This is a genomic window from Acinetobacter sp. SWAC5 (genome assembly GCF_003419885.1).
In the GTDB taxonomy this organism is placed as follows: Bacteria; Pseudomonadota; Gammaproteobacteria; order Pseudomonadales; family Moraxellaceae; genus Acinetobacter; species Acinetobacter cumulans.
This window is the reverse complement of record NZ_QUWR01000016.1, coordinates 20171-45319: the sequence shown is the minus strand read 5'-3', so window position 1 is coordinate 45319 and position 25149 is coordinate 20171. Positions and strand designations below refer to the sequence as shown.

16 protein-coding genes and 2 pseudogenes are annotated in these 25149 nt (G+C 42.3%); 6 read left to right on the top strand and 12 right to left on the bottom strand.

All coding sequences use genetic code 11. The annotated features are described in order from the left end of the window. Window positions 1-51: 51 nt before the first annotated feature. Window positions 52-1695, top strand: a complete 1644-nt coding sequence (locus DYI81_RS12405; RefSeq protein ID WP_117007683.1) for an O-antigen ligase family protein — start codon at window positions 52-54, stop codon at window positions 1693-1695. Window positions 1696-1769: 74 nt separating this feature from the next. On the opposite strand, the gene dnaJ is transcribed toward DYI81_RS12405, so the two are convergent. The 4 genes from dnaJ to DYI81_RS12385 form a co-directional block, all read right to left on the bottom strand. After that, window positions 1770-2891, bottom strand: coding sequence for a molecular chaperone DnaJ (gene dnaJ, locus DYI81_RS12400; protein ID WP_106985630.1), 1122 nt, complete (start codon window positions 2889-2891; stop codon window positions 1770-1772). 106 nt (window positions 2892-2997) lie between these two features. Further along, window positions 2998-3375, bottom strand: coding sequence for a hypothetical protein (locus tag DYI81_RS12395; protein WP_117007682.1), 378 nt, complete (start codon window positions 3373-3375; stop codon window positions 2998-3000). Window positions 3376-3498: 123 nt separating this feature from the next. After that, on the bottom strand, window positions 3499-6636 hold the full coding sequence (locus DYI81_RS12390; RefSeq protein WP_117007681.1) for an efflux RND transporter permease subunit: 3138 nt from the start codon (window positions 6634-6636) through the stop codon (window positions 3499-3501). 2 nt (window positions 6637-6638) lie between these two features. Beyond that, complete coding sequence (locus DYI81_RS12385; RefSeq protein WP_106985633.1) at window positions 6639-7742, bottom strand: efflux RND transporter periplasmic adaptor subunit; 1104 nt, start codon at window positions 7740-7742, stop codon at window positions 6639-6641. Window positions 7743-7893: 151 nt separating this feature from the next. On the opposite strand from DYI81_RS12385, the gene DYI81_RS12380 reads away from it, so the two are divergent. From DYI81_RS12380 to DYI81_RS12370, 3 genes are all read left to right on the top strand, one after another. Then, window positions 7894-8511: a TetR/AcrR family transcriptional regulator gene (locus DYI81_RS12380; protein WP_106985634.1), complete on the top strand. Its 618-nt coding sequence runs from the start codon at window positions 7894-7896 to the stop codon at window positions 8509-8511. A gap of 151 nt (window positions 8512-8662) precedes the next feature. Further along, a complete protein-coding gene (gene ppc, locus DYI81_RS12375; RefSeq protein WP_106985635.1) occupies window positions 8663-11347 on the top strand; it encodes a phosphoenolpyruvate carboxylase in 2685 nt (894 codons plus the stop codon). A 307-nt stretch (window positions 11348-11654) separates the two neighbouring features. Further along, a complete protein-coding gene (locus DYI81_RS12370; RefSeq protein ID WP_117007680.1) occupies window positions 11655-12959 on the top strand; it encodes a solute carrier family 23 protein in 1305 nt (434 codons plus the stop codon). A 109-nt stretch (window positions 12960-13068) separates the two neighbouring features. Here DYI81_RS12370 and DYI81_RS12365 read toward each other — a convergent pair whose 3' ends face one another. The 8 genes and pseudogenes from DYI81_RS12365 to DYI81_RS12330 all read right to left on the bottom strand — a co-directional run bounded on the left by DYI81_RS12365 (window position 13069) and on the right by DYI81_RS12330 (window position 22586). Further along, window positions 13069-14748 (bottom strand): EAL domain-containing protein, encoded by a 1680-nt coding sequence (locus tag DYI81_RS12365; protein WP_117007679.1) that lies wholly within the window; start codon window positions 14746-14748, stop codon window positions 13069-13071. Window positions 14749-14895: 147 nt separating this feature from the next. After that, window positions 14896-15183: a chorismate mutase gene (locus DYI81_RS12360; protein WP_106986452.1), complete on the bottom strand. Its 288-nt coding sequence runs from the start codon at window positions 15181-15183 to the stop codon at window positions 14896-14898. Further along, on the bottom strand, window positions 15170-16486 hold the full coding sequence (locus DYI81_RS12355; RefSeq protein ID WP_117007678.1) for a hypothetical protein: 1317 nt from the start codon (window positions 16484-16486) through the stop codon (window positions 15170-15172). Before DYI81_RS12355 ends, DYI81_RS12360 begins: the two co-directional genes overlap by 14 nt. A 310-nt stretch (window positions 16487-16796) precedes the next feature. Beyond that, the gene (gene ilvD / locus DYI81_RS12350; protein WP_117007677.1) at window positions 16797-18626 is read right to left on the bottom strand and encodes a dihydroxy-acid dehydratase; all 1830 of its coding nucleotides are present in this window, start codon (window positions 18624-18626) and stop codon (window positions 16797-16799) included. 356 nt (window positions 18627-18982) lie between these two features. Next, window positions 18983-19775: pseudogene (locus DYI81_RS12345) on the bottom strand (OmpA family protein). A 54-nt stretch (window positions 19776-19829) separates the two neighbouring features. Continuing rightward, complete coding sequence (locus DYI81_RS12340) at window positions 19830-20636, bottom strand: YadA-like family protein (protein WP_240627407.1); 807 nt, start codon at window positions 20634-20636, stop codon at window positions 19830-19832. A gap of 76 nt (window positions 20637-20712) precedes the next feature. Further along, window positions 20713-21533, bottom strand: a protein-coding gene (locus tag DYI81_RS12335; protein ID WP_117007675.1) for an IS5 family transposase whose coding sequence is annotated in 2 segments (ribosomal slippage) — window positions 20713-21122 and window positions 21122-21533 — 822 coding nt in all. Because the reading frame shifts where the segments join, the coding sequence is not laid out codon by codon here. Window positions 21534-21611: 78 nt separating this feature from the next. Continuing rightward, window positions 21612-22586: pseudogene (locus DYI81_RS12330) on the bottom strand (IS110 family transposase). 293 nt (window positions 22587-22879) lie between these two features. On the opposite strand from DYI81_RS12330, the gene fmt reads away from it, so the two are divergent. Together fmt and rsmB are read left to right on the top strand one after the other, a co-directional pair. Then, window positions 22880-23842, top strand: coding sequence for a methionyl-tRNA formyltransferase (gene fmt, locus DYI81_RS12325; protein ID WP_106986447.1), 963 nt, complete (start codon window positions 22880-22882; stop codon window positions 23840-23842). After that, window positions 23839-25149, top strand: coding sequence for a 16S rRNA (cytosine(967)-C(5))-methyltransferase RsmB (gene rsmB, locus DYI81_RS12320; protein ID WP_106986446.1), 1311 nt, complete (start codon window positions 23839-23841; stop codon window positions 25147-25149). The genes fmt and rsmB overlap by 4 nt, the downstream gene beginning before the upstream one ends.

Below are 25149 nucleotides of genomic sequence, written 5' to 3'. Positions count from 1 at the left end.
TTAAGTGATTTTCGATGTATCATAGGCGAGTTTTTTTTATACTGAATGAGCATGAAAAACGTCCTGTTTGCTTGTGCTGCAATATGCATTTTTTTCGCATGGCTAATGCCAGTCCATTACCGACCTTGGGTCACCTATACCGGTGAGCTATATGCGTTTATCTCCCTGATGTTTTTGATGGCGGCCTGCGTCAAAGACAAATTGTATCTTCCTAAAATTGGCTTGCCCTTTTTAGCTTTGGCCGTGTTGCCTTTTATTCAATTGGCATTCGGCCATGTGTACTTTTTTAGTATCGCATTCCTCGGATTTCTGTACATCGCTGCTTTTTGGCTCGCAATGACCTTGGGCTTTAATCTGTCTCGAGGCCCAGAACAGCGTGCAAAAACTTTTCGTTATTTAAGTTTTAGCTTCTTAATTTCAGGTGTGGCAACTGGTTTGGTTGCGATTTGCCAAGCGCTGAATTTTGATGAGCCTTTAAATGCCATCATGATGAATATCAGTGGCACCACACGCCCATTTGCCAATTTTGCCCAGCCCAACTTAATGGCAACCTTCTTGCTCATGGCCTTAATGGCAACGCTGTATTTATATGAGAAAAAAGCCCTTGCCACACGTTGGTTAGTGCTGGCCGCTTTGCCAATTTTAATCGGTGTTGTACTGAGTCAATCGCGTACCTCATGGGTCGCGAGTATTTGCATTCTGCTGTACCTTGCCTACCAACAATTCCGCCATCAGGTTCGTTTACGCTGGTTTTATAGTCTAGCGTGGTTTGGTCTGTTTATCGGCTTAATTGTGGTGCTTCCACATGTGACACAATTACTGGCCGACAGCGCCAATATGAACGTGATTCAAGGTCGTGATCTGGCTCAACGTGCCGGTGGCGATATGTCTCGCTTGGCGATTTGGCAACAGATGGTGCATGCAGTCGCCGCACAGCCGTGGTTTGGCTATGGTTGGTACCAAACCAGTACCGCTTTTGTCAGCATCTCAGAGCATTTCCAAGGACCTGTGTGGATTCGTAGCGCACATAACTTTGTCCTCGATTTTATTCTATGGAATGGCTTTATCGTTGCGATTCCATTTTTTGCTTATCTGGCGTATTGGCTCATTCAATTACACCGCCAAGTGAACTCAGCGGAGTCTGTGGTTGCCTTGTTGATGCTCGGTGCATTCATCATTCACATGATGCTCGAATTTCCGCAAAATTATGCATTCTTCTTGATTCCTGCGGGCTTTATTTTGGGTACGCTACAAGCGCAATATGCACAAACCAAAACCGTAGCACTGCCGGCACTGGGCAATAAACTGATTTTGGTTTTTGGTTTAGCCATGTTGGCCTTGGTCTACCGTGATTACGACACGCTGGTGCCGAAGTTGGGCAATGTCTATAAAAATGAACTACAGCCTGAAAAAATCACCAATCATGATCGAATTTATGTACTAACCGAATTGGATCAACGGATTAATTTTATTCTGATTGATCCGTTTACCCAGTTAAGCCCACAACAACTGCAAATGGCAGGTGAAATGGCACGTAGCTATCCAACGCGTTATCACATCATTAAATACGCTAAAATGCTGGCATTTAATGGTTATGAAGCCGAAGCGAAACATCAGCTCAAACTACTGGCGATTATCCAAAAAACGGATATGGACTATGACAGCTTACTTAACGGTGCGCCAAAGCAACCTTAAGGCTGTTTAAGCACATAAAAAAAAGCGCCTTGAGGCGCTTTTTTTTATGCTTTCGATGACATTGACTGCATGACTTAGTCAAATAAACGATCTAAAAACGATTTTTTCTTCGGAGAAGATTTACCGCCTTCTTCACTTTCCATACTCGCTTGTAATTCTTTAAGTAACTCACGTTGACGAGTAGTCAAATTCACAGGTGTTTCCACCACAATACGGCAAAGTAAATCACCTTGCATGCTGGTACGTACAGGTTTTACCCCTTTGCCACGTAAACGGAATAACTTACCAGTTTGCGTACCTTCAGGCACTTTCAAGCTGACACGGCCATCGAGTGTTGGAATCTGAATTTCTTTACCTAAAGCCGCATCAGCAATGCTTACAGGCACATCCATATACAGATCTGCACCATCACGTTGGAAAATCTCGTGTTCACGTACAACCACTTCTACGTACAAGTCGCCTGATTGGCCGTCACGAATCGCTTCGCCTTTACCGCTTAAACGTACGCGATCGCCATTGTCTACGCCTGCAGGAATAGTGACTTCCAAAGTTTGCTGACGGTCAGACACACCTGAACCATGACATGTATTACATGGGTTCTTAATGATTTTGCCTTGACCACGGCACGTATTACAGGTTTGCTGTACAGAGAAGAAACCTTGTTGCATACGCACTTGACCCGCGCCATGACAGGTTTTACAGGTTTCAACGTCATTAGGATTTTTAGAGCCTTTACCATCACAAGTTTCACACGGCGCAGGCGCAGTGAACGTAATGGTTTTTTTCACGCCCTTCACCGCTTCTTCAAGGGTGAGTTCCATCACATAACGTAAGTCTGAACCACGGCGTGCGCGTTGCTGACCACCACGGCCACCACCACCAAAAGCACCACCGAAAATGTCGCCGAACTGGCTAAAAATGTCTTCAGCGCTGAAACCACCGCCAAAGCCACCACCGCCGCCCATACCGCCTTCAAATGCTTGATGGCCCATACGGTCGTACATGCTACGCTTTTCGCTATCTGAAAGAACTTCATAAGCTTCAGCAGCTTCTTTGAATTTCTCTTCAGCTTCTGGGTTATCTGGGTTACGGTCAGGGTGATACTTCATCGCCAACTTACGGTAGGCTTTTTTAATTTCATCATCACCTGCGGTTTTAGATACGCCTAAAACCTCATAATAATCACGTTTAGCCATGTCTGGCGATGCTCCTCACGGAATTTATTTAATACTGGGCTGTGGTCTGAAATTGGGGGATCAAACCATTTTTTCAAGGGTCAGCGATGAAAAAAATAAAGACGAGTTAAAAAACTGCTTTATTTTTAAAGAATTTAGATAAGCCTTGTACCCATGCATTTAACAAATATAAAAATGCAATGGCACTAAAAATAACGCCAGCAACAGTGCAACCTGTTACCCATAGCGCGCTGTCCCAATAAAAGAAGAAGAGTGGAATAAACCAAAGTGCTGCAAACAAAGCCAAAATAGTGAAAATTACGATACTACGCATCACCCAAAATGCCTGTGCTTGTAACCAAACTTCAGCGGAATCGACCTGTGTGACTTTACGTGCCAGCCAATACGCTAACACCCCACTAACCACGGTAAACATCGCCAAAAACATGAAGACGTAAGAAATCGCAATATAGCGCCGATACTTGATCAGTTTATCTGTCGTCATGTCTGATTTAACCCCATACACTGCCCTGTGAATCTTTACCCCGAACAGTGTTTGTCTTATAAAAATTTTCAGCAAAGATTTAGGTGCTACTATATTGAAAAAAACAATATTTCGCACCCATTTTTACACTTTCTCAGGACTTTTTTTCACCTTAAACCACTGTGCATACAAGGCTGGCAAGAAGAATAATGTTAACAGTGTCGCAACAATCAAACCGCCCATAATCGCAACGGCCATCGGACCGAAGAAAATACTGCGCGATAATGGAATCATGGCCAAAACCGCAGCCAATGCTGTGAGTACAATCGGACGACAACGACGTACCGTCGCATCCAGAATTGAATCCCAAGGATCATGCCCTGCTTGGATATCTTGTTCAATCTGATCAATCAAAATCAGTGAGTTTCGCATGATCATCCCTGACAGCGCGATGGTGCCCAGCATGGCCACAAAACCAAATGGCTTATTAAAAAGTAGCAAGAATAAAACCACGCCAATAATGCCCAGTGGTGCAGTCAAAAACACAATAAAGGTTCGCGACATACTTTTGAGCTGAATCATCAGCAAGGTCAGCACCACAGCAAGGAACATTGGCATACCTGCATTCACAGAAGATTGACCTTTTGCAGACTCTTCTACTGTGCCACCCACTTCCAGCAAATAACCATTTGGTAGTGCTGCACGCAATTTTGCCAATGGCTCTGCAAGCTCATTGACCACCGTTGCAGGCTGTAGTTGACTACGAATATCCGCCCGTACAGTAATGGTCGGTAACCGATTACGATGCCAGATCAAACCGTCTTCAAACGCATATTCAATTTTAGCAATTTGCGCTAAAGGTACAGATTGACCTGACGCCGTAGGTACAGCCAAACTACTGAGTGAACCTACATCAACACGGTCAACTTGGTCGCCGCGCATACGGATTTCAATCAAATCACGTTTTTCACGGTATTGATTGACTGATGCACCGCTAATTGCACTGCTTAAGAAATTAGATAAATCTAAACTGCTGATGCCCAATTGGCGTGCACGATCTTGATCGATGTTCAGTTGAATAACTTTACTTGGCTCGCCCCAATCTAAATGGACATTGGTACTATTTGGATTCGCACTAATTGTAGCTGCGACTTTTTGTGCCCATTCACGCACTACGTCCAAGTTTTCACCTGAGACTCGAAATTGTAATGGATAGCCCACAGGTGGGCCATTTTCCAATAAAGACACCCGTGTACGCGCCTCAGGTAACAGCACACGAATTTTGTCACTCAAATTACGGCGAATTTCATCTCGATCATCGAGTGATGATGCCAGCACGACAAATTGTGCAAAGCTAGCCTGTGGTAATTGTTGATCTAAGGGCAAATAGAAACGTGGTGAACCAGTGCCGACATAAGCCACAAAGTTATCAATGCCTTGTTGTTTCGATAAAAAATGCTCGACTTTACGTACAGCAGCTTCAGTGGCTTTTAAAGATGCCCCTTCTTCAAGTTTAATATCGACTAAAATTTCGGCACGGTTCGACGGTGGGAAAAATTGTTGTGGCACCAGTTTAAACATCATCACTGACAACACAAAAATGGCCACCGTGGTTGCAATCACAGTTTTACGATAGGTCACACAAATATTCACCCATCGCTTAAAGCCTTGATAAAACTTGGTTTGATAAGGATCATGATGCTCACCAGCATGATGAACCACAGGTGCAGGCTCAGGTTGTTTTCTTAAACGTGCCAACAAGCGTGCATACCACGGCGCTTTTTGTACCAGGTCTTTATTAAAATCGGGGAGCAGTTTGTCTCCTAAATAAGGCACAAATAGGACTGCCGCAAACCACGACACAATCAGTGCAATCGTGACCACTTGGAAAATTGAGCGGGTATATTCACCAGTACTCGATGCAGCCGTGGCAATCGGTAAAAAGCCCGCTGCAGTAATCAAGGTTCCCGTTAACATTGGAAATGCTGTGGTACGCCATGCATGACCAGCCGCTTGTATACGGCTATAGCCTTGCTCCATTTTAATTGCCATCATTTCTACGGCAATAATGGCGTCATCGACCAACAGACCCAAGGCTAGAATTAAAGCCCCTAGAGAAATTTTGTGTAAGCCGACATCGAGCATATTCATGCCCGCAAAGGTCATGGCCAAGACCAATGGAATGGAAAATGCCACCACCAATCCTGTACGAAAGCCCAAAGAGAAAAAGCTCACCAGCAGAACAATAATCACCGCTTCTGCCAAGACTTTCATGAACTCGTTTACACTGCGCTTTACTGCCACAGGCTGGTCTGAAACCTTCTGTAATTTCATGCCCAGTGGTAATGATTTTTGCAGTTGTGCAAATTCAGTTTCGAGGTTTTTCCCCAATGCCAGAATGTCTCCACCCTTGCGCATAGACACCGCAATACCAATGCCATTTTCACCCATAAAACGCATACGAGGCTGTGCTGGATCGCTAAAGCCACGGTAAATATCAGCCACATCGCCCAATTGAATGGTTTGACCATTTACCAGTAAGGGCATTTTTTTCAGTTCTTCAACCGTTTTTAAACTACCACTGGCACGCACTTGAATGCGGTCTGACTGCGTTTCAAAAAAGCCTGCACTGGCCACTGTATTTTGCTGTTGTAAGGCTTGCTGAATCGCAGAAACAGGCACACCCAATTGGGCAGCCTTGGTATTGGACATTTCAATCCAAATCTTTTGATCTTGTAGGCCAATCAAATCGACTTTGCTGACATCCCGCACGCGTTGCAATTGCAGTTGTAAACGGTCGGCATAGTCTTTCAGCGTGGCATAGTCAAAGTCTTTGCCTGTCAGTACATAAATATTGCCAAAGGTATCGCCAAATTCATCATTAAAAAATGGCCCTTGCACCCCACTAGGCAACTGATGACGAATGTCATTCACCTTTTTACGCACCGTATACCAAACGTCTGGAATATCTTTTGAACGCAAAGAATCTTTGGCAACAAAGGTCACCATAGACTCACCTGGACGTGAAAACGCCATAATGCGCTCATAATTGCCCGTGGTCATGAGTTCTTTTTCAATGCGATCTGTGACTTGTAAAGACACCTCTTCCGCTGTTGCACCCGGCCAATAGGTCTGAATGATCATGACCTTAAAAGTAAATGGCGGGTCTTCACTTTGTGCTAATTTCGAGTATGAAAATACCCCAACGATGCCCAAGAGGATCATAAAATAAAGGACCAAACCTTTATTTTTGAGCGCCCATTCCGACAGGTTAAAATTCATTTTTAACCCCCAGCTCGAACAGTCACCGCACGATTTTCTCGGTCAATCGGACGTATTTTTTGTTTATCTCGTAATAAATGCACACCGCCAATCACCACATAATCTGAAGGTGCTAAACCACTCAACACAGGTACGCTGTCACGGCCATAGGCACCTAAGCTCACAGGGACTTTATGTACCGTATTGTCCGCTTTCACCGTTAACACATAGGCTTGTTGCCCTTGTGCAGACACACTTGATAATGGAATGTTTAAGGTTTCATGAGTCGCAGTATTTAAAAATACCCGTGCACTTTGTCCCAGTTGAATCACACCTGAGCCTTCACGCAAAGCGACTTTGACACGATACGTGCGCGACTGATCCGCTGCAGGTGCAATTTCACGGACATAGGCTTGAAACTTTTCTTCAGGCTTCGACCACAGACTCACTTCTGCAACTTGCCCTGTTTTTATGCTTGAAATGAGCTGCTCAGGTACACCCACCACGACATCTCGCTCACCATCAATCGCCAGCTGATACACCGCCTGCCCTGCAGACACCACTTGCCCAACTTCTAAATTACGCTGTGTAATCACACCGTTTTTACTTGCAATTAATTGGTTATATTGCGTTTGGTTTGCGCTGGCGTCGTCATTTGATTGCGCTTGTTTTAAACTCGACATCGCTGCTTTATATTGATTTTCAACAGCATCATATTGTGAACGGCTAACAGCATTCATTGGCAGTAATTGCTGATAACGCTTGAGTTCATCACCTGCTATTTTGGCAGCAGATTGCGCACTTTCTAATTGCGCACGCGTGGCATTTTTTTGTAATTCTGCATCTTTTACATCTAAACGCGCTAAGACCTGCCCAACTTTGACCTGATCACCGACATCCACATAACGTTCGACCACCTGCCCTGCGACACGAAAAGCCAACGCAGTTTGTTGGCGCGCTTGCACTTCACCTGCATAGCTTTTTTGCTCAGCATGACTGCTACTTGCTTGCGCCACCATGACCAAAGGAACTTCCTGTTCCGTAGGTGCATCATGATGACTACACCCCCACAAGGTCACACTACAAACGATGATTATGCCTATACAGGCGGTCTTGATCGTACTCATGAACTTAGGCTCTTATCTAAAGTTGTTTTTTCAGGCAATATAGACGAAATTAAAATGGTTATTTTTTAATTAATAAACTATACGGTACATTAATTACCTATTTAAGGTAAAATCAATGACTTTAATGACATTTTGGAAACTTTTTTAGCAAATGACTGCTGGCCGACCGAAAGATTTAGAAAAACGTAAACGGATTTTAGATGCCGCAAAAATTCTATTTTTAGAATGTGGTTACCACGGCTGTAGCATGAATAAAATTGCACAAAAAGCCGATGTCACCAAACTGACGGTATATAACCATTTTCAAGACAAAGAAAGCTTGTTTACCTGTGCAATTGCAGAAACCTGTGATTCTCTGATTAATGCTCGTCCAATGGTATTAAGCCCTGATAGTAATTTCATTCAAGCATTTATCAGTGCTTGTGAGCTCACCTTAAATTTAGTGAATTTACCCGAAGCACTCAAAATGGAATATTTATTGTTGGAGTTGGCTTCACAGCATAATCCACTGGCACAGCAGTTTTATAATGCATCTCATCAAAAACTCAGTGCCTTATGGCAAAACTTTTTTGACCAAGCCGTGGCGCTAAAGTTTATTCAACCTGCTGCTGAGCGTGAACATCTGCTGTTATTGTTTTCTTTACTGTTAGGTATGCGCCACCATGAAGTCCTCATGGGAGTCCGTGAAATCCCCAATCCTCAAGAGCAGGAACAGATTATTCAATCCGCGCTAAAGTTATTTTTACTGCGCTATTCGCCTCAAGCCTAGCTGGCATTTAGCTTAAACCTTCACATTCTGCTGTTTTGGCATTCAGTTTGCTAATTAATACACAAAACAAATCCGACTTTTGTCGAGGTTTCACTTGGCAAGACCAAGATTCGCGCTATAGTCAAAATCAAGGACATACGGAGAATGTAGAATGATTCAACAAATTGATGCTCCACTAAGAGAAGATGTACGCCTGCTGGGAAATTTATTGGGTGAAACCCTGAAACAGCAGGCTGGACAAGATTTGTTTAATCAAATTGAACAAATTCGTGCCTTGGCCAAGGGTGCACGTGATGGTCAAGCCGAAGCAGAAAAAGAACTCGAAAAATTATTTTTAAGCCTAGAAGACCATGAAATTCTGCCGCTTACCCGCGCTTTTACCCACTTTCTAAATTTTGCCAATATTGCAGAACAATATAATGTGGTGCGTAGCCGTCGCCAAAGCGAATTTGATGAGCACGCTCCATCACCAAATCCTTTAGATCACTTATTTCAAAAATTTAAAGATCGCGACATCAGTTCAGAAACGCTGTATCAACAAATTTGCGAACTCAAAATTGAATTGGTCTTAACTGCGCATCCAACAGAAGTCAGCCGTCGCACCTTGATTCAAAAATATGACGGCATCAATGACTGTCTATTTAAAATGGATCAGCAAAAACTCACGCCACGTGAACGCAGCGCAGTTTTAGATGATTTAAAACAATTGATTTGCTCTGCATGGCAAACTGATGAAATTCGTCAGCACCGCCCGACTCCAGTAGATGAAGCCAAATGGGGCTTTACCACTATTGAGCAAACCTTATGGAATGCTGTGCCGAAGTTTATGCGTGAATTGGACGGCATGGTGGCAGAACATTGTGGTCAATCTTTACCACTCACCATCGCGCCAGTTCGCTTTGCCTCTTGGATGGGCGGTGACCGTGACGGTAACCCCAATGTCACCCATGACATCACTCAAGAGGTGCTGTGGTTATCTCGTTGGAAAGCTGCTGATTTATATGTGCGTGATATTGAAGCCCTGCGTTGGGAACTGTCGATTGAACAATGTAGCGATGAACTACGAACAGCCTTAGGCAAAGAACACGCTGAACCCTACCGCGAATATTTACGTGACACACGCCAACGCCTGAAAGCCACACGTTTTTGGCTGACAGAAAAACTACGTGGCCATGATGCCGACGACAGCCAAGTGATTAAAAGTAAGGATGAACTGCTTCAGCCGCTTTTACTCTGCTATCGTTCGCTCATCGCATGCGATTTGCCTGAAATTGCCAACGGTAAACTGTTGGACTTCATTCATCGCGTAAATTGCTTTGGCATTGAATTATTAAAGCTGGATATTCGTCAGGAATCTGGGCGCCATCGCCAAGCGATTTCTGCCATTACCGAATACTTGGGCTTAGGTAATTTTGAAACATGGACAGAACAAGCACGACAAAATTTCTTGCTCCAAGAACTTCAAAGCAAACGTCCATTATTACCTAAACATCTGAGTGAGCCTGAAGGTAGTCTGATTTGCCATCCAGATGTGCAAGAAGTGTTTGCGACCATGCGCACATTGGCCTCACAGCCAAGTGAAAGTTTGGGAGCTTATATTATTTCCATGGCCGAATACCCAAGTGATGTATTGGCAGTATTATTACTGCAAAAAGAAGCGGGCATTTTACATCCCTTACGTGTCGTTCCTTTATTTGAAACCCTCAAAGATTTAGATGGCGCATCTAAAACCATGAACACCCTATTTAATATGCATTGGTATAAACAGCATATTCAGGGTAAACATGAAGTGATGATCGGCTATTCGGACTCAGCCAAAGATGCTGGCTTTATGTCTGCCAATTGGGCACAGTACCGTGCGCAAGAAGAACTGACTGAAATTGCTAAAAATCATGCAGTGCAGTTGACCTTATTCCATGGTCGTGGCGGTTCAATTAGTCGCGGTGGTGCACCAACTCAACAAGCTTTGTTCTCTCAACCGCCAGGTTCCATCTCTGGGGCTATTCGTGTAACCGAACAAGGCGAAATGATCCGCTTCAAATTTGGTTTAGAAGGCATTGCGCTCCAAAATCTTGAGATCTATACCGCGGCTACGCTCGAAGCTACATTGCTTCCACCACCAGTGCCGAAACCAGAATGGCGCGAACTCATGCACAGCATGACGGACCTCTCTGTACAGGTCTACCGCCAAACAGTGCGTGAAAATCCACACTTTGTGAAATACTTACGCACGGTTACCCCTGAACTCGAACTACAAATGCTGCCGTTGGGTTCACGCCCAGCCAAACGTAAAGTCAGTGGCGGGATCGAATCTTTACGCGCGATTCCATGGGTATTTGCATGGACACAAATCCGTTTGATGCTCCCTGCATGGTTAGGTACAGGTGCAGCCATTAACCAAGTGCTCGACCAAGGCCAAAAAGCCATGCTTGAGGACATGCTACATCAGTGGCCTTATTTCCAAACCTTAATTGATATGTTGGAAATGGTGCTCTCCAAAGCAGACAGTCATGTGGCTTTATATTATGAAGCGCATCTGACTCAAGATGAAGATTTGAAAGTTTTAGGTGAAGAGCTACGTCAACGTTTACGTGATGCGGTGCAAACACTTTTAGCGCTCAAAGGTGAATCTAAACTGCTCAGTAGCAATGATGTTTTAGATCAATCCATGAAAGTGCGTAAGCCATATTTATTACCATTGCATCTGCTCCAAGCTGAATTAATGAAACGACGCCGCGCTTACTTGGCCAATTGTCAGGCAGAAAATACCCCTGTCGATCATGCACTGATGGTCAGCATTGCAGGTATTGCTGCTGGGCTACGCAATACAGGCTAAGTTAAACACTGTATTTTTTTAGCATAAATAAAGCACATCGCCATGATGTGCTTTATTTATAAGCGATTGCGAGAAACATCCACAATTTATTTATATCAAGAATAAGATTTATTTATAACTAAACAGCTCGATACAATTGGCGATTAATAACTGATTTCACTTTATTTTTAAATACCAAAACTTTTACCATGCGGTAAAACAATCGAAAAGTCAGTACATTAGTTTTAACGTTTTTTTTACTCAATGATTAAATCTTCCAAAAAAGAAGCGTATGATGTGCACAATTTATCTTTTGAGTGCTCATTTTATGTCCAGTTGGTTTCCCAAATGGCGTCCGTATAAAGACAGTATTGATGCACGTCCTGTAGGCACTAATGAATATTTGCCCCCTGCACAAAGTGTAGTTTTGGGCATACAACATGCCTTTGCAATGTTTGGGGCAACTGTACTTGCACCCTTCTTAATGGGTTTTGATCCAAACCTCGCAATTTTGATGTCAGGTCTATGTACCGTACTCTTCTTCTTTATGACGGGTGGTCGTGTACCTAGCTATTTAGGTTCAAGTTTTGCCTTTATTGGGGTGGTTATTGCTGCCACAGGCTATGCAGCCTCTGGTACTGGTGCTCCAAATGCCAATATTGCCATGGCTGCTGGCGGGATTATTGCCTGCGGTGTGCTCTACACGATTTTTGGTTTTATCGTGATGGCTACGGGTACACGCTGGATTGAAAAACTTATGCCACCTGTAGTAACAGGTGCTGTAGTAATGATTATTGGTCTTAACCTTGCACCAGTCACTGTTAAAGGCGTAATGGGTAATAACTTTAATATGTGGATGTCATTGGTTACTGTGCTTTGCATGGGTTCTATTGCCGTATTCACCAAAGGCCTTTTACAACGCTTATTACTATTGGTGGGCTTGCTTTCAGCATATTTCATCTACTTTATCGTATCGAATGTAATGGGATATGGCACACCAATCAACTTTACGCCAATCCAACAAGCGGCTTGGTTTGGTATTCCACAGTTCCATTCACCAGAATTTAATGTCAATGCCATGCTAATTATTGCACCGATTGCATTGATTTTAGTGGCTGAAAACTTAGGTCATATTAAAGCAGTTGGCGCAATGACAGGCGAAAACCTCGATCCACATATTGGTAAAGCTTTTGTCGCTGATGGTGTTGCAACGACTTTATCGGGTAGTGTGGGTGGCCCTGGGATGACCACTTATGGTGAAAATATTGGCGTCATGGCGGTTACACGCGTTTATTCAACGATTATTTTTGTTGTCGCGGGTATTTTCGCAATCTTCTTAGGCCTGTCACCAAAATTTGGTGCAATTATTCATACCATTCCGAGTGCGATTTTAACTGGTGCATCTATTGTGGTGTTTGGTTTAATTACCATTGCTGGTGCCAAAATTTGGATTGAAAACAAAGTCGATTTTTCACAAAACAAAAACCTCATGGTAGCTGCGGTTACGATTATTTTAGGTACGGGTGACTTTGCACTACAATTTGGTAGCTTTAACCTAGGTGGTATTGGTACTGCAACTTTCGCAGCCCTTATTCTCAACTGGTTCTTTAGCCTTGCAGACAAATCTAAATAATTGAACAATATTTTAAGCAGCCAAATGGCTGCTTTTTTTATGTCTATAGAGCGCATATTTGGCTTATTCGATATGAGTAAAACCTCTAAAGGTCCAACTTAAAGCGACCTTATAATGCTTCAGGACGACCAAAGTAATAACCTTGGAATGCCGTACAGCCATTGTCTTTGAGTAATTGGAACTGTTCTAAAGTTTCCACACCCTCTGCAACAACGTTTAACTCTAATGCTGCCGCCAAAGCAATAATGGTTTTTACAATCGCTAAATCACGCGGGTTTTCACTAATATGTTCAACAAAAGCTCGGTCAATTTTCAATTGGCGTAGAGGCAACATTCTTAAATAATTTAAAGATGAATACCCCGTCCCAAAGTCATCCATAGAAAAGTTAAAACCCGCTTCAATGAGGCGATGCATTTTAGCGATTGAACTGTCCATGTCGGTATAAAACATACTTTCGGTCAGTTCCAAGCGTAAACGGCTTGGACAAATACCGTATGCATGAACCAACTGAATGACCTCTTGATCAAAATTAATTGCTCTAAATTGCCCGACACTAATATTGACTGAAATTGTCCAATGCGCACATTCAGGGATATCACGCCATGCTTGTAACTGCTGACATGCCATGTTGAGAACTTTTTGACCTACTTCATGAATCATGCTGGATTTTTCAATCTCAGCCATAAAGCATCCCGGCATCACCAAACCTTTCTCAGGATGTTGCCAACGGATTAAAGCCTCATAACCAATTATTTGTTCAGATGCATTGACTATTTTTTGAAAATGCAAAATAAACTCATCACCTTGTACAGCGCGACGTAAATCTATAATTAATTTTGCTTTCGAAACAATGCTTTCTTCAATAACAGGATCAAAAACCGCAATGCAATTTTTACCATTGCCTTTGGCATGGTACAGTGCCATATCGGCATATTTTAAAAATTCATTTTCAGATAAATTAAAGTCTTTAAAAATAAATACGCCACTACTGGCTGTGGTATGAACACTTTGCTCATTTAAAAAATAAGGCTTATTTAATTCTGCTTTTAGCTTATGGGCCAACTGCAATACCGCCTCATAAGCCGCGTCATATTGCATAGATAAATTCGATACGATCACCAAAAACTCATCGCCACCTAAGCGAATAATCGAATTAGGCTGTGGGGTGTTAAGTAAAAGACGGGTAGCCACCATTTTCAGTAGGCTATCCCCTACACTGTGCCCTAATGTGTCATTAATATTTTTAAAATTATCCAAATCCAGCATGATCATCGCGCTATACATGCCATTGCTACGATTAGAAGCAATTACTTGCTTCATATAATCTTGCATATAGCGCCGATTAGGCAGACTGGTTAACTCGTCATGCAAGGCCATGTAGCGGGCATGATCTTCGGACTGTTTGAGCTGCGTAATATCCGTTCGAATTGCAATGTACTGTTGCAACATGCCGTGCCGATCTTTAAAAGGAACGATCGTGGTGTCCACCCAATACAGTTCACCCTGCTTATTTCGATTACAAATTTCACCATTCCAGATTTTGCCTTGAGCAATGGTGCCCCACATTTGCTTAAAGAAACTACGTGGATGGCAACCTGAATTAATAATTTTATGCGTAGAACCCAGCAATTCCTCACGTGAATATTTAGAAATATCACAGAATTTCTGATTCACATGGGTAATTACGCCTTGAGTATCTGTAATCGCAACAATTGAATGTGCATCAATAGCAACTTGATAGTTTTCAAGCTCATTAACGATCTTGCTATATTGAAATTGGGAATCCATAGGCAATAAAAAGTGACTTTAGTCATGGACATAAGGCATGCATTATTTCATTTTTAATGTGAATGTTAAATGAAATATTAAGCTTATCTGCAAACTATCCCATATTGCAGTAAAAATTTGATTTTTCACTGCAATATGACCTGCCAATTATGGACGTAGCTCCTTTAACTCGCGTTGAATAAAATGATGAATCATTTCGCGATAAATATGCTCAATTAAATTTGGATCTACACCTTGATCTTGTGCCGCACCACGAACTTTCTTAATCACATCTTCCACACGCTCTGGAGATTGTACATCGTGCGTTGTACGTTTAAATCGAACAGCTTGATCGACATAAAACTGACGGGCTGAAATAAGCTCAATTAAAGCATGGTCAATCACATCGATTTGAGCACGCGCCTGTTCCAAATTTTCAACCTTATCTTTCTTCATTCTTCCTTAACTCATTCTCAGCAATGTTTTCACTTTTATACTTCTCTTCTAACACATTACTGAAAATACTTTCAATCATCCATACGCGATATAAGCTATTAAATACATAACTTTGCCCATCAATTCTGAGCTCAAGCACTGGAAAGTCTGGCTGTGATTTCATTTCACAATGCATGTCATTTTCGGCTAATTTACCCAGTACATCTTCAGTGGTAAACGTGGTCAGTTCTAATTCTTGTTGTAACTGTTGAAAATGGGGCTTAAATGATAGGTCTTTGCCCTTGCACCATACTGCATGCAAGATTTTGTACATGGCATCAATGCGTTGCTCTTCAGGCACACTGTAGTACAAATTGGTCATCTGCACTGTTGCCTGCTGGTCTGGACGACAGAACGGCGTAAAACTGACTCCCGTTCGTTTAGACAAACGTGTTGCCAAGCCCCAATCAAATAAATCGCGGCCGTGATAACTCAGCGGATAAATATTCAGGCGAATATTATAATAGTCTGCCAGCTCTTCTTTGATATAAGCCAAAAGTAGCCACGAAATCGGATCTTCTAAGGCCACATATAAATCTAGCTCTGGGTCGAGTGCTTGAATTTCATTGAGCTCTTCAGCATCACTAATCAGATGTTCGCGCCATTCGATGTGGTTAATTAAAAAAATAGGATTATCCGTCAGGAGCTTTTGCTGACGCAAACGGCGGGTTAAGCGCAATAAATCATCAACTGCATGATATTTACGCTCCCCAAATTCAAAATAACTGGCCAATACTGGCGTGTCGTTAAAAATACGTTCTTCAAAATGTTGTGCACGATGATGTTTGCTGGCCATGGCATATAAAGTACGTAATTTGCCATCTTGCTTTTGCCACAGCATGTGAAACACATCTTCTAATAAATAGAGAAAATCTTGCCCACGTAAGGGGGTATTTTTTAAGATTGTTTCGGCCTGTAATAAGGCTTCTGGTTTGGGTTGTTCTGGCGTTTCGTGAAAACTAAAGCGATGTTGCTTCGATAAAATTTGCGCATCATTTAAACAATAATTATGCCACTCAGCTTCTGACATGTGATTGGGTGCTTCTGCTGAACGATTAGAAATAATCACCTTAAGCGGTTTTAGTTCATCACTCAAAATGTCTTCTAACTGAGGCAATTGCTGCGCCGTCAAATAACTATAGACATCATCTAAACGCAAATAGACGCTTAAACCTTGCTCTGTGGACAACACCGCTTGACGTGACGGTTTATTGTAAAACCATCCCGATCGGATTGGATCAAACCAACGGCGTAACAGTGACATGAATTTAAGCCTCAATAAACAAAGCCATGCGATCATGATGATATCGCACAGTTTTATCTCCCGATGTGGGAATATGAAATTAGTTTATAACCCTCAGCCAAACTTATAGCAACTCAAGTCACAATGTTCAATGTTTCGCGGATGGCGGGCAACATCAATCAAATTAGCCGTTGATCATTTGCCCACTAGTTTATCAGTTCAAGCTTCAGATACCTACTTGTAAAATTGCCTGCCACATCTACTACAGCCTAAACTTAGACATAAAAAAGCACGCTTATTTCGCGTGCTTTTTTATGGGTTTATTGAAAGATTAGATCTCTCTTACTGCACCTTTGGCAGCACTTGTAGCATGCATTGCATAAGCTTTGAGTGCTTTCGAAATTTTACGTGGACGCTCTTTCGCAGGCTTCCAACCTTTCGCTTCTTGTTGCGTACGGCGATGCGCCATTGTTGCATCGTCTACTGCCAAGTGAATGGTACGGTTTGGAATATCAATTTCGATACGGTCACCATCTTCAACCAAGGCAATTGCACCGCCTTCAGCTGCTTCAGGAGAAACGTGGCCAATTGAAAGACCTGAAGAACCGCCTGAGAAACGACCATCTGTTACCAGTGCGCAGTCTTTACCTAAGCCTTTCGATTTTAAATAGCTGGTTGGGTAAAGCATTTCTTGCATACCTGGACCGCCTTGCGGGCCTTCGTAGCGGATAAGAACCACATCACCTGCAACGATTTTACCACCTAGGATCGCTTCTACTGCATCATCTTGGCTTTCAAATACGCGTGCTGTGCCGTTGAATTTTAAGATCGATTCATCTACACCCGCAGTTTTTACGATACAGCCATCAAGCGCAATGTTACCGTAAAGCACTGCCAAACCGCCGTCTTTAGAGAAAGCATGTTCTGCATTGCGGATGACGCCCTTTTCACGATCGCCGTCTAAACGTGAGTAGTAACGGTCTTGTGAGAAGGCAGTTTGTGTTGGTACACCGCCTGGCGCAGATTTGAAGAAATTATAAACCTCTTCATCTTCAGTGCGGATAATGTCCCACTTATCCAAAGCGTCTTTTAAGGTTGGCTCATGTACAGTACTCACAGAAGTATCGAGTAAACCTGCACGGTCTAATTCACCCAAGATTGACATGATACCGCCTGCACGGTGTACATCTTCCATGTGAACGTCTTGTTTCGCTGGCGCAACTTTACATAGCACAGGTACTTTACGTGATAAACGGTCAATATCGTCCATCGTAAAGTCTACTTCTGCTTCGTGTGCAGCAGCTAAAAGATGCAATACCGTATTGGTTGAACCGCCCATTGCGATGTCTAAAGTCATTGCATTTTCATAGGCTGCTTTAGGCGCGATATTACGCGGCAACACGCTGTAATCATTTTGTTCGTAATGACGTTTAGTAATCTCTACGATTAACTGACCTGCTTTTTCGAATAATTTTTTACGGTTGGCATGTGTTGCAAGCGTAGAACCATTGCCCGGCAAAGATAAACCTAATGCTTCTGTTAAGCAGTTCATTGAGTTAGCAGTGAACATACCTGAACATGAACCGCATGTTGGACATGCAGAGCGTTCATATTCTTTTACTTCTTCGTCAGTAAAGTTGTCATCAGCCGCTACGATCATAGCATCAACAAGGTCAATTGCATGTTCATTGCCACGGATTTTAACTTTACCCGCTTCCATAGGACCGCCTGATACAAACACCACTGGAATGTTCAAACGCATTGATGCCATTAGCATCCCTGGGGTGATTTTGTCACAGTTAGAGATACATACCATTGCATCTGCACAGTGTGCATTCACCATGTATTCAACTGAGTCTGCAATCAAGTCACGTGAAGGCAATGAATACAACATGCCGTCATGGCCCATTGCAATACCATCATCTACAGCGATAGTGTTGAATTCTTTGGCTACACCACCTGCCTGTTCAATTTGGCGCGCCACAAGTTGACCTAAGTCTTTGAGATGAACGTGGCCTGGTACGAATTGCGTGAATGAGTTAACGACCGCAATAATTGGCTTGCCGAAGTCTTCGTCTTTCATACCAGTTGCGCGCCATAAGCCACGCGCACCCGCCATGTTTCTTCCGTGTGTCGATGTTTTTGAACGATAATCAGGCATGGTGTTATTCCAACTATGTTTGTGCTGGAGTAAATGATCGCATTTACTCTGGCAAAATCTTTATGATTGTGAGCATGAAAACAGTTTAATTTTAAACATATCATAAAATAAGCTACTGTTATGCAACGTAGCGAAAAATGCGTGTGACCGCTTAGATATGTCTATATCTGCTTCGATGCAGGCACAATAAATTTCTATGTTAAAACTACTATAACGCTATCATCAATGATTAAATACAAAACTTTCATGAATAATTTTTACAATTTGCATGAGTTTTATTTATATAAATACTGATCCAATGCCATAAAAAAAGCACTCCTCAGAATGCTTTTTTTATATGGTTAAAATTTAAAAGCTTACCAATTTACGGTAACTCGCCGATTAGGTGCTAAACATTGGATTTCACTTGAGCGTTTTAATTGCCCTTCACAGCTTTGGTATTCTCCTGTCGCGCCTTGTGCTGATACATGAATGCGATCAGCAGCAATTCCATTTTGGGTGAGCAATGCCGCTACAGTTTGTGCACGTCGTGCAGATAAATTTTGATTATAAGCAGCATGGCCTTTTCGGTCGGTATAACCTGTAATTTGAATCGGCTGATTACTGTTTTTTAATGCAGCTACCAATTCATTAAATTGAATAGACTGCTGCTCAATCGAGGATGCATCACTACGGTCAAATGCAAATAGAAAGTGAGCTGCATGCTTTTCTGGGCTTGGAGCTGGTACAACAGGAGGCGTTTCATTATTTGCGCCATACTGTGCTAAACCCTGACAAGCCTCGCCATGAATAACGTTCTGCCAAATAGTGTTGATCAAAATCAATTCGTAATTGGCATCTGCGGTAGTTTTGTGTTTCTGGAACTCGAATATCTAAAACATAGTTCCATTGGCGTACCGCAAACAACCCTTCACTAAACTGTGGATTACCCAGTAAGCGTCGAATTTGATCTTTAGTCAGCCCATTATCCAAACGCAGTACATCTGCATATTCATAACGATGCACTTGTTTTAAGTAACTATCTTTTGGCTCTGGAAAAGTCACATCCTCAGAGGCTTGGTTTAAATTTAGGTTTTCATTTGCCCATACTGATGATGCCATACCCACAACGATCAGGCCCATCATCGCAATCTTCTGTGTTCTATTCATTGTTATATTCTCTCTAATTGTTTGAATCTAAGAAAAGTGTAGATATCCCGTGTATTAATCAATCACACCACTGATACCAATTCGAACACTTGGATCACCTTGAGAGGCTGTTGCAACACCACCTGTTAATGACCAGCGACCATTGTCCGCTGTTTTACGTAAGGTCACACCAATTGCATTTTCACCACCGTGATAGGCCGCACCCACTGCATAAGTATATTTACCTGCAATATAAGGTGCGTTTTCTAAGGACATAGCTGCTGCAATACCTGCATTTGCTGTTTTCTCTACATCATCAATTCGGTTATTGGTATTACGGAAACTTTGTTCTAAGCGGTCGCCTAACACATCGATTCTGTTATTGATGGTGCTATCCGCCTGATTGAGTGCACCCAACGCATCACCAACATTGTTATAGCTATTACTACCCGAACCATTGTTAATCACATAAGTTGGTGCCGTATAGGTTTTGGTATTGTCGTTATAGGTTGCGCCACCACCAAGGAAACTATTGAAGGCATTATTCGTTGCATTCAATTGTGAACCGTTCACCGCATCTGTAGATGTTGATGAAATGGCCCCCGGTGCAACATTGGTGACTTTATTGCCTCCTGCACTAATGCCACTATCTGTCACGCTCACCACTTTATTCGGGTCAGTATGAGCAATTGTGATGCCGTTGTTATTCACACTGGTGTTGCCAGCTTTGAACTCATTTGCGCTGACATTTCCACCGACACTCACGTTGTTGCTGACATTCACATTATCAAAATTAACATCCTTCGCCGTTGCAACTTGATAGTTCGTAGAACCATCGGTATTGGTCGATGGTGTAACGACAATATTTGCACCTTGTGTCACTGTGGTTTTGGCTTTGGTGGCTGCCGTATTTACGCTCGAAATTGCATCATTAATATTAGACCTCTTGCGAAAGTCCTTATTGCGAGTTTATTCGGTTTACCAGTGCAGCAATTAAGTTAATGCGTAAACCGAATCTTTTCCGTCTATTTCGATAGCGCTCACTCAATATTCTAAATGTTTTCAATTGACTATTGATGTGTTCGATCACAACTCGTATTTTTCCAATCAGTTTATTGTAATTTTTCTCAACACTAAATAAGGGGAAATTCTTCTTTTTCTTTATGGGCATCAATAATTTAAAGCCATGTTGCTCTAATCCGTAGTACCCTAAATCGGTCATAACATATTCACAATGTTTAAATTTCTTAACCGTTTTTCTTGCCAGTGTAATGTCATGCTGACTGCCATTCGATATATCTAGCCCTATGATTTGTTTACTCTTCGGATGATAGATCACTTGAGCTTTTAGCGTATGTTTCTTTTTTTACCACTATAGAACTTACTCTGATTTTTTTTCGGGCGTTCGATTGAACATTCTGTCGCATCAATAATGACCCAGTTAAAGTGTTCTTCTACTGTGGTTATGCTTCGTTTTGGCAGGGTAAAACGTCTTGATTTCATCAATGCATTTTCAACTTTTTTAATCGTCCGATTCACATTACTTTCAGCAATATGGTAATTTGCCGCTAATTCCAGTTGAGTGCTGTAGTTTCGTAAGTAATTGAGAGTTAATAACAATTGATCCTCTATATCTAAAGTATGAGGTTGACCTGATTTCTTTTTGAGTGATTCTGCTTTTTCTAGAACCTCTACCATCTCAGTAAAAACTTGTCGAGGTACGCCAACCAAGCGTTTGAATTCAGAATCTGAAAAACGATTTAATTTCTGATATCTCATGAAATTTATATGGAGGTGATTTTTACTTTCGCAAGAGATACCGTCTGAAACGTCAAGCAAATTATTGAGAATTCATGCTCAATAATCCGCTTGATAAGGTTGTTGGTGTTTGAGTACACCATAACAAAGATGAACCAACTTCCTCATCGCAGCTCCAATCGCCATCATTTTGGTTTTACCATTGGCCAATAATCTTTCATTCATCCCTCTAATGTGGGGATTATGCCGAGTTGCGACAATGGCTGCCATATATAAACCGGCACGTATTTTGGAAGAGCCCGCTTTGGATAAACGGCTTCTGCCATGAATGGAGCTACCTGATTGCTTTTGAATGGCGACCAAGCCAACAAAGGCGGCCGCTTGACTAGCGCTTTCAAAAGTATGGCTGCGCAAGAAACTGAGCATTAATAAACTGGTTCGATCTGCAATAGCTGGAATACTGCTGAGCAGTTCTTTATCATTTCTTAAATCAGGATTCTGATCGATATGAGCATCAATTTGCTGGTCGATACCCTGAATGTGCTTGTTTAACTGCCTAATACTCTTATGGATAGACTAAAGTACAGGTTCCATCGTGAAGGTAGACTCTACTTTTTCCAAACGATTCTTTTCACGTTGTAAATCTTCACAAAGCACAGCTCTTCTATCTAGCAAAGCATTCAGAAATTGAATAGGTTGGGGTACAGGTTGCCAAAAATGTAGATCGGCAGTCATCGCAAATCGAGCTAGAACTTCACTATCCACCTTGTCTGTTTTATTTAGCTTAGACATACTCTGAGCAAAATATCGAGCTCTGGCAGGGTTGGTTACACAGACTTGATAGTCCGCATCAAATAAATATTTAGCCAAGAGTTCATGATAAATAGATGTGGCTTCCATTAAGATAATGGTCTGCGTAGAAGTTGCAGCATGCTACTTTAGCCAGGTTTGAAGTTGCTCAAAACCTTTTGGCGTATTTGAAAAAGTTTTGGTTTTCTTTTTACTTGCAGAATTTTCTAAAATTAAACAGCAATCAATTTTAGCTTTAGCAACATCAATACCAAGATAAAACATAATCTTTACCTGCTTTATTTATCCAATTATTGTTTTAGCATAACCACCGTCTTTTCTTGTGAATACTGCATCAAAGTGCTTAGTTACCGTCCAGAGTTGTGCAAGTGGTTAGGGCAAATTGTAGGTTTTATCTCTTTCACAGACTAAAAGTCTTAGGTCTATTACAAACTCTACAATTTGCATATAGTGGAAGCTAATCACTACAAGCTCCAAGATACAAGGTCTATTAATCAAAACTATAAATTTCGAGTTTGGTATAATAGAGCTCACTTCATTTTTTGAGCGTGTTCACGTTGAAAATCATCTTTGCAGGCACGCCCGAATTTGCGGCCGTAGCTTTGGACGCATTATTAAAAACAGAACATGAAATTGTTGCGGTTTACACCCAACCTGACCGTAAAGCTGGTCGCGGTCAAAAACTCACTGCATCTCCAGTGAAACAGTTAGCACTTGAGAACAGCATTCCGGTATATCAACCTTTACATTTTAAATCTTCTACTGAAGACGGCTTAGCAGCTCAAGCAGAACTTCGTGCTCACAACGCAGATGTTATGGTGGTTGCAGCTTATGGTTTGATTCTCCCTCAAGCTGTTTTAGACATGCCTAAATATGGTTGCTTGAATATTCATGGTTCTTTGCTTCCACGCTGGCGCGGTGCAGCACCTATTCAGCGTGCTATCAGCACAGGTGATGCCGAAACTGGTGTAACCATTATGAAAATGGCAGCTGGTTTAGATACGGGTGATATGATGCTGAAAACCATCTGTCCGATTGAAGCTTCAGATACTTCTGCTACTTTGCACGACAAATTGGCGCAACAAGGTGCAGAAGCCACTGTTCAAGTCTTGGCTTCCGAAGCAAGCCTGCAGCGTTATTTGGCTGAACGAGAAGTGCAAGATGAAGCATTAACAGTCTATGCACACAAGCTTTCTAAAGCTGAAGCGCAAATTAACTGGTCTGAAACAGCGGTACAAATTGACCGTAACATTCGTGCCTTTAACCCATGGCCTGTGGCTTTTATTGCGCTAGATGAAAGCAATAATCTGCGTGTTTGGGGCTCTATGCTGTCAAATGTAGATGCTTCAGGCAAAACAGCTGGCACCATTTTAAATATAGACAAGCAAGGCGTTCACGTTGCTTGCGGCGATGAAAAAGCGATTTGCCTGACCAGTCTTCAATGGCCGGGTGGCAAAGCCCTCAACCCCGTTCAAATTAACCAAACTCAAAAACTTCAGGTAGGACAAATTCTCCCATGAGTCAGCCACAACCGGGAACTTCCCACCTTAATTTACGCGCTCAAGTGATTCGTACTTTATTGGCCGTCCATCAAGGTCAATCTCTTGCTAGCGTGCTCCCAATTCATTTACAAAAAGTCGCGGATCGTGATCGTGCACTTTTTCATGAATTAGTACTGGGTTCACTACGCCAGTGGTATAGCTTAAAAAGTATTACTTTGCCGTTACTGACAAAATCAGATAACAACGAAACCGTCGAAACCTGCATGTATGTAGGTATTTACCAACTGCTTTGCACACGACTTGCACCACATGGGGTAATTTCTGAAACTGTTGAAGCTGTAAAGCAATTGGGTTATGGCCCACTCAGTGGTTTGGTTAATGCGGTGCTGCGCCGTGTTTCACGTGAAACAACGCATTTTCAAGAAGAACTCGCTCACGCGCATGGTCTACCAAGTTGGTTATTTAAACGCTTGAAAAAAGACTGGGGCGAAGAAACCCTTGAAAAATTATGTTGGGATTTAAAACAAATTGCCCCACTCACACTCCGTGTCAACGACAGTGCAGTGAGCCGTGGTGACTTCTTAGACATTTTAACCGAACACAATATTGCTGCCCGTGCATGTGAACTTTCAGATGTTGGGATCGTGCTCGAGCAAGCTGTTCAAATTCCAAACCTTCCTGGCTTTGAAGATGGCGGTTTTTCTGTACAAGATGAGCACGCTCAGCTCTGCGCACAAATTTTGCCAAACTTAGATGGCAAAGTGGTGGTAGATGCATGTGCAGCACCAGGTGGTAAAACAGCACATTTACTTGAACGCTTTGACCTGAAAAAGTTATATGCCATTGATCAAGATTCAAAACGCTTATTACGCGTTTCTGAAAATCTAGAACGCCTTCAATTGACACAGCACGCGGATGTTGAAATTTTGACAGCCGATGCGACCAACTGGATTGTACCTGAAGCTGTCGATTGTATCGTTCTAGATGCGCCATGTTCTGCCATTGGGGTAATGCGCCGTCATCCAGATATTCGCTTACTGCGCCAATCAAGTGATATTGCTCAAACCGTTGCGTTGCAAAAAGAAATTTTGCAACACATGTGGCAACAAGTGAAAGCTGGTGGCCACTTGCTCTACATCACTTGTTCAATTTTAAAAGCGGAAAATGAACAGCAGATGGTTGATTTTTTTGCAACGCATGCAGATGCTCAAGAAATTAAAATTGATGCAGATTGGGGAATTGAACAAATCCACGGTCGTCAATTGTTACCACAGCAAGCGAAAGGTGATGGTTTTTATTATTGCTTGATCCAAAAGACAGCATAA

Coding starts and splice junctions, on each gene's coding strand:
- dnaJ (WP_106985630.1), bottom strand. CDS start 2,891: ATGGCTAAACGTGATTATTATGAGGTTTTAGGCGTATCTAAAACCGCA.
- ilvD (WP_117007677.1), bottom strand. CDS start 18,626: ATGCCTGATTATCGTTCAAAAACATCGACACACGGAAGAAACATGGCG.
- DYI81_RS12370 (WP_117007680.1), top strand. CDS start 11,655: ATGTCCAGTTGGTTTCCCAAATGGCGTCCGTATAAAGACAGTATTGAT.
- DYI81_RS12405 (WP_117007683.1), top strand. CDS start 52: ATGAAAAACGTCCTGTTTGCTTGTGCTGCAATATGCATTTTTTTCGCA.
- rsmB (WP_106986446.1), top strand. CDS start 23,839: ATGAGTCAGCCACAACCGGGAACTTCCCACCTTAATTTACGCGCTCAA.
- ppc (WP_106985635.1), top strand. CDS start 8,663: ATGATTCAACAAATTGATGCTCCACTAAGAGAAGATGTACGCCTGCTG.
- DYI81_RS12380 (WP_106985634.1), top strand. CDS start 7,894: ATGACTGCTGGCCGACCGAAAGATTTAGAAAAACGTAAACGGATTTTA.
- DYI81_RS12355 (WP_117007678.1), bottom strand. CDS start 16,486: ATGTCACTGTTACGCCGTTGGTTTGATCCAATCCGATCGGGATGGTTT.
- DYI81_RS12385 (WP_106985633.1), bottom strand. CDS start 7,742: ATGAGTACGATCAAGACCGCCTGTATAGGCATAATCATCGTTTGTAGT.
- DYI81_RS12360 (WP_106986452.1), bottom strand. CDS start 15,183: ATGAAGAAAGATAAGGTTGAAAATTTGGAACAGGCGCGTGCTCAAATC.
- DYI81_RS12365 (WP_117007679.1), bottom strand. CDS start 14,748: ATGGATTCCCAATTTCAATATAGCAAGATCGTTAATGAGCTTGAAAAC.
- DYI81_RS12395 (WP_117007682.1), bottom strand. CDS start 3,375: ATGACGACAGATAAACTGATCAAGTATCGGCGCTATATTGCGATTTCT.
- DYI81_RS12390 (WP_117007681.1), bottom strand. CDS start 6,636: ATGAATTTTAACCTGTCGGAATGGGCGCTCAAAAATAAAGGTTTGGTC.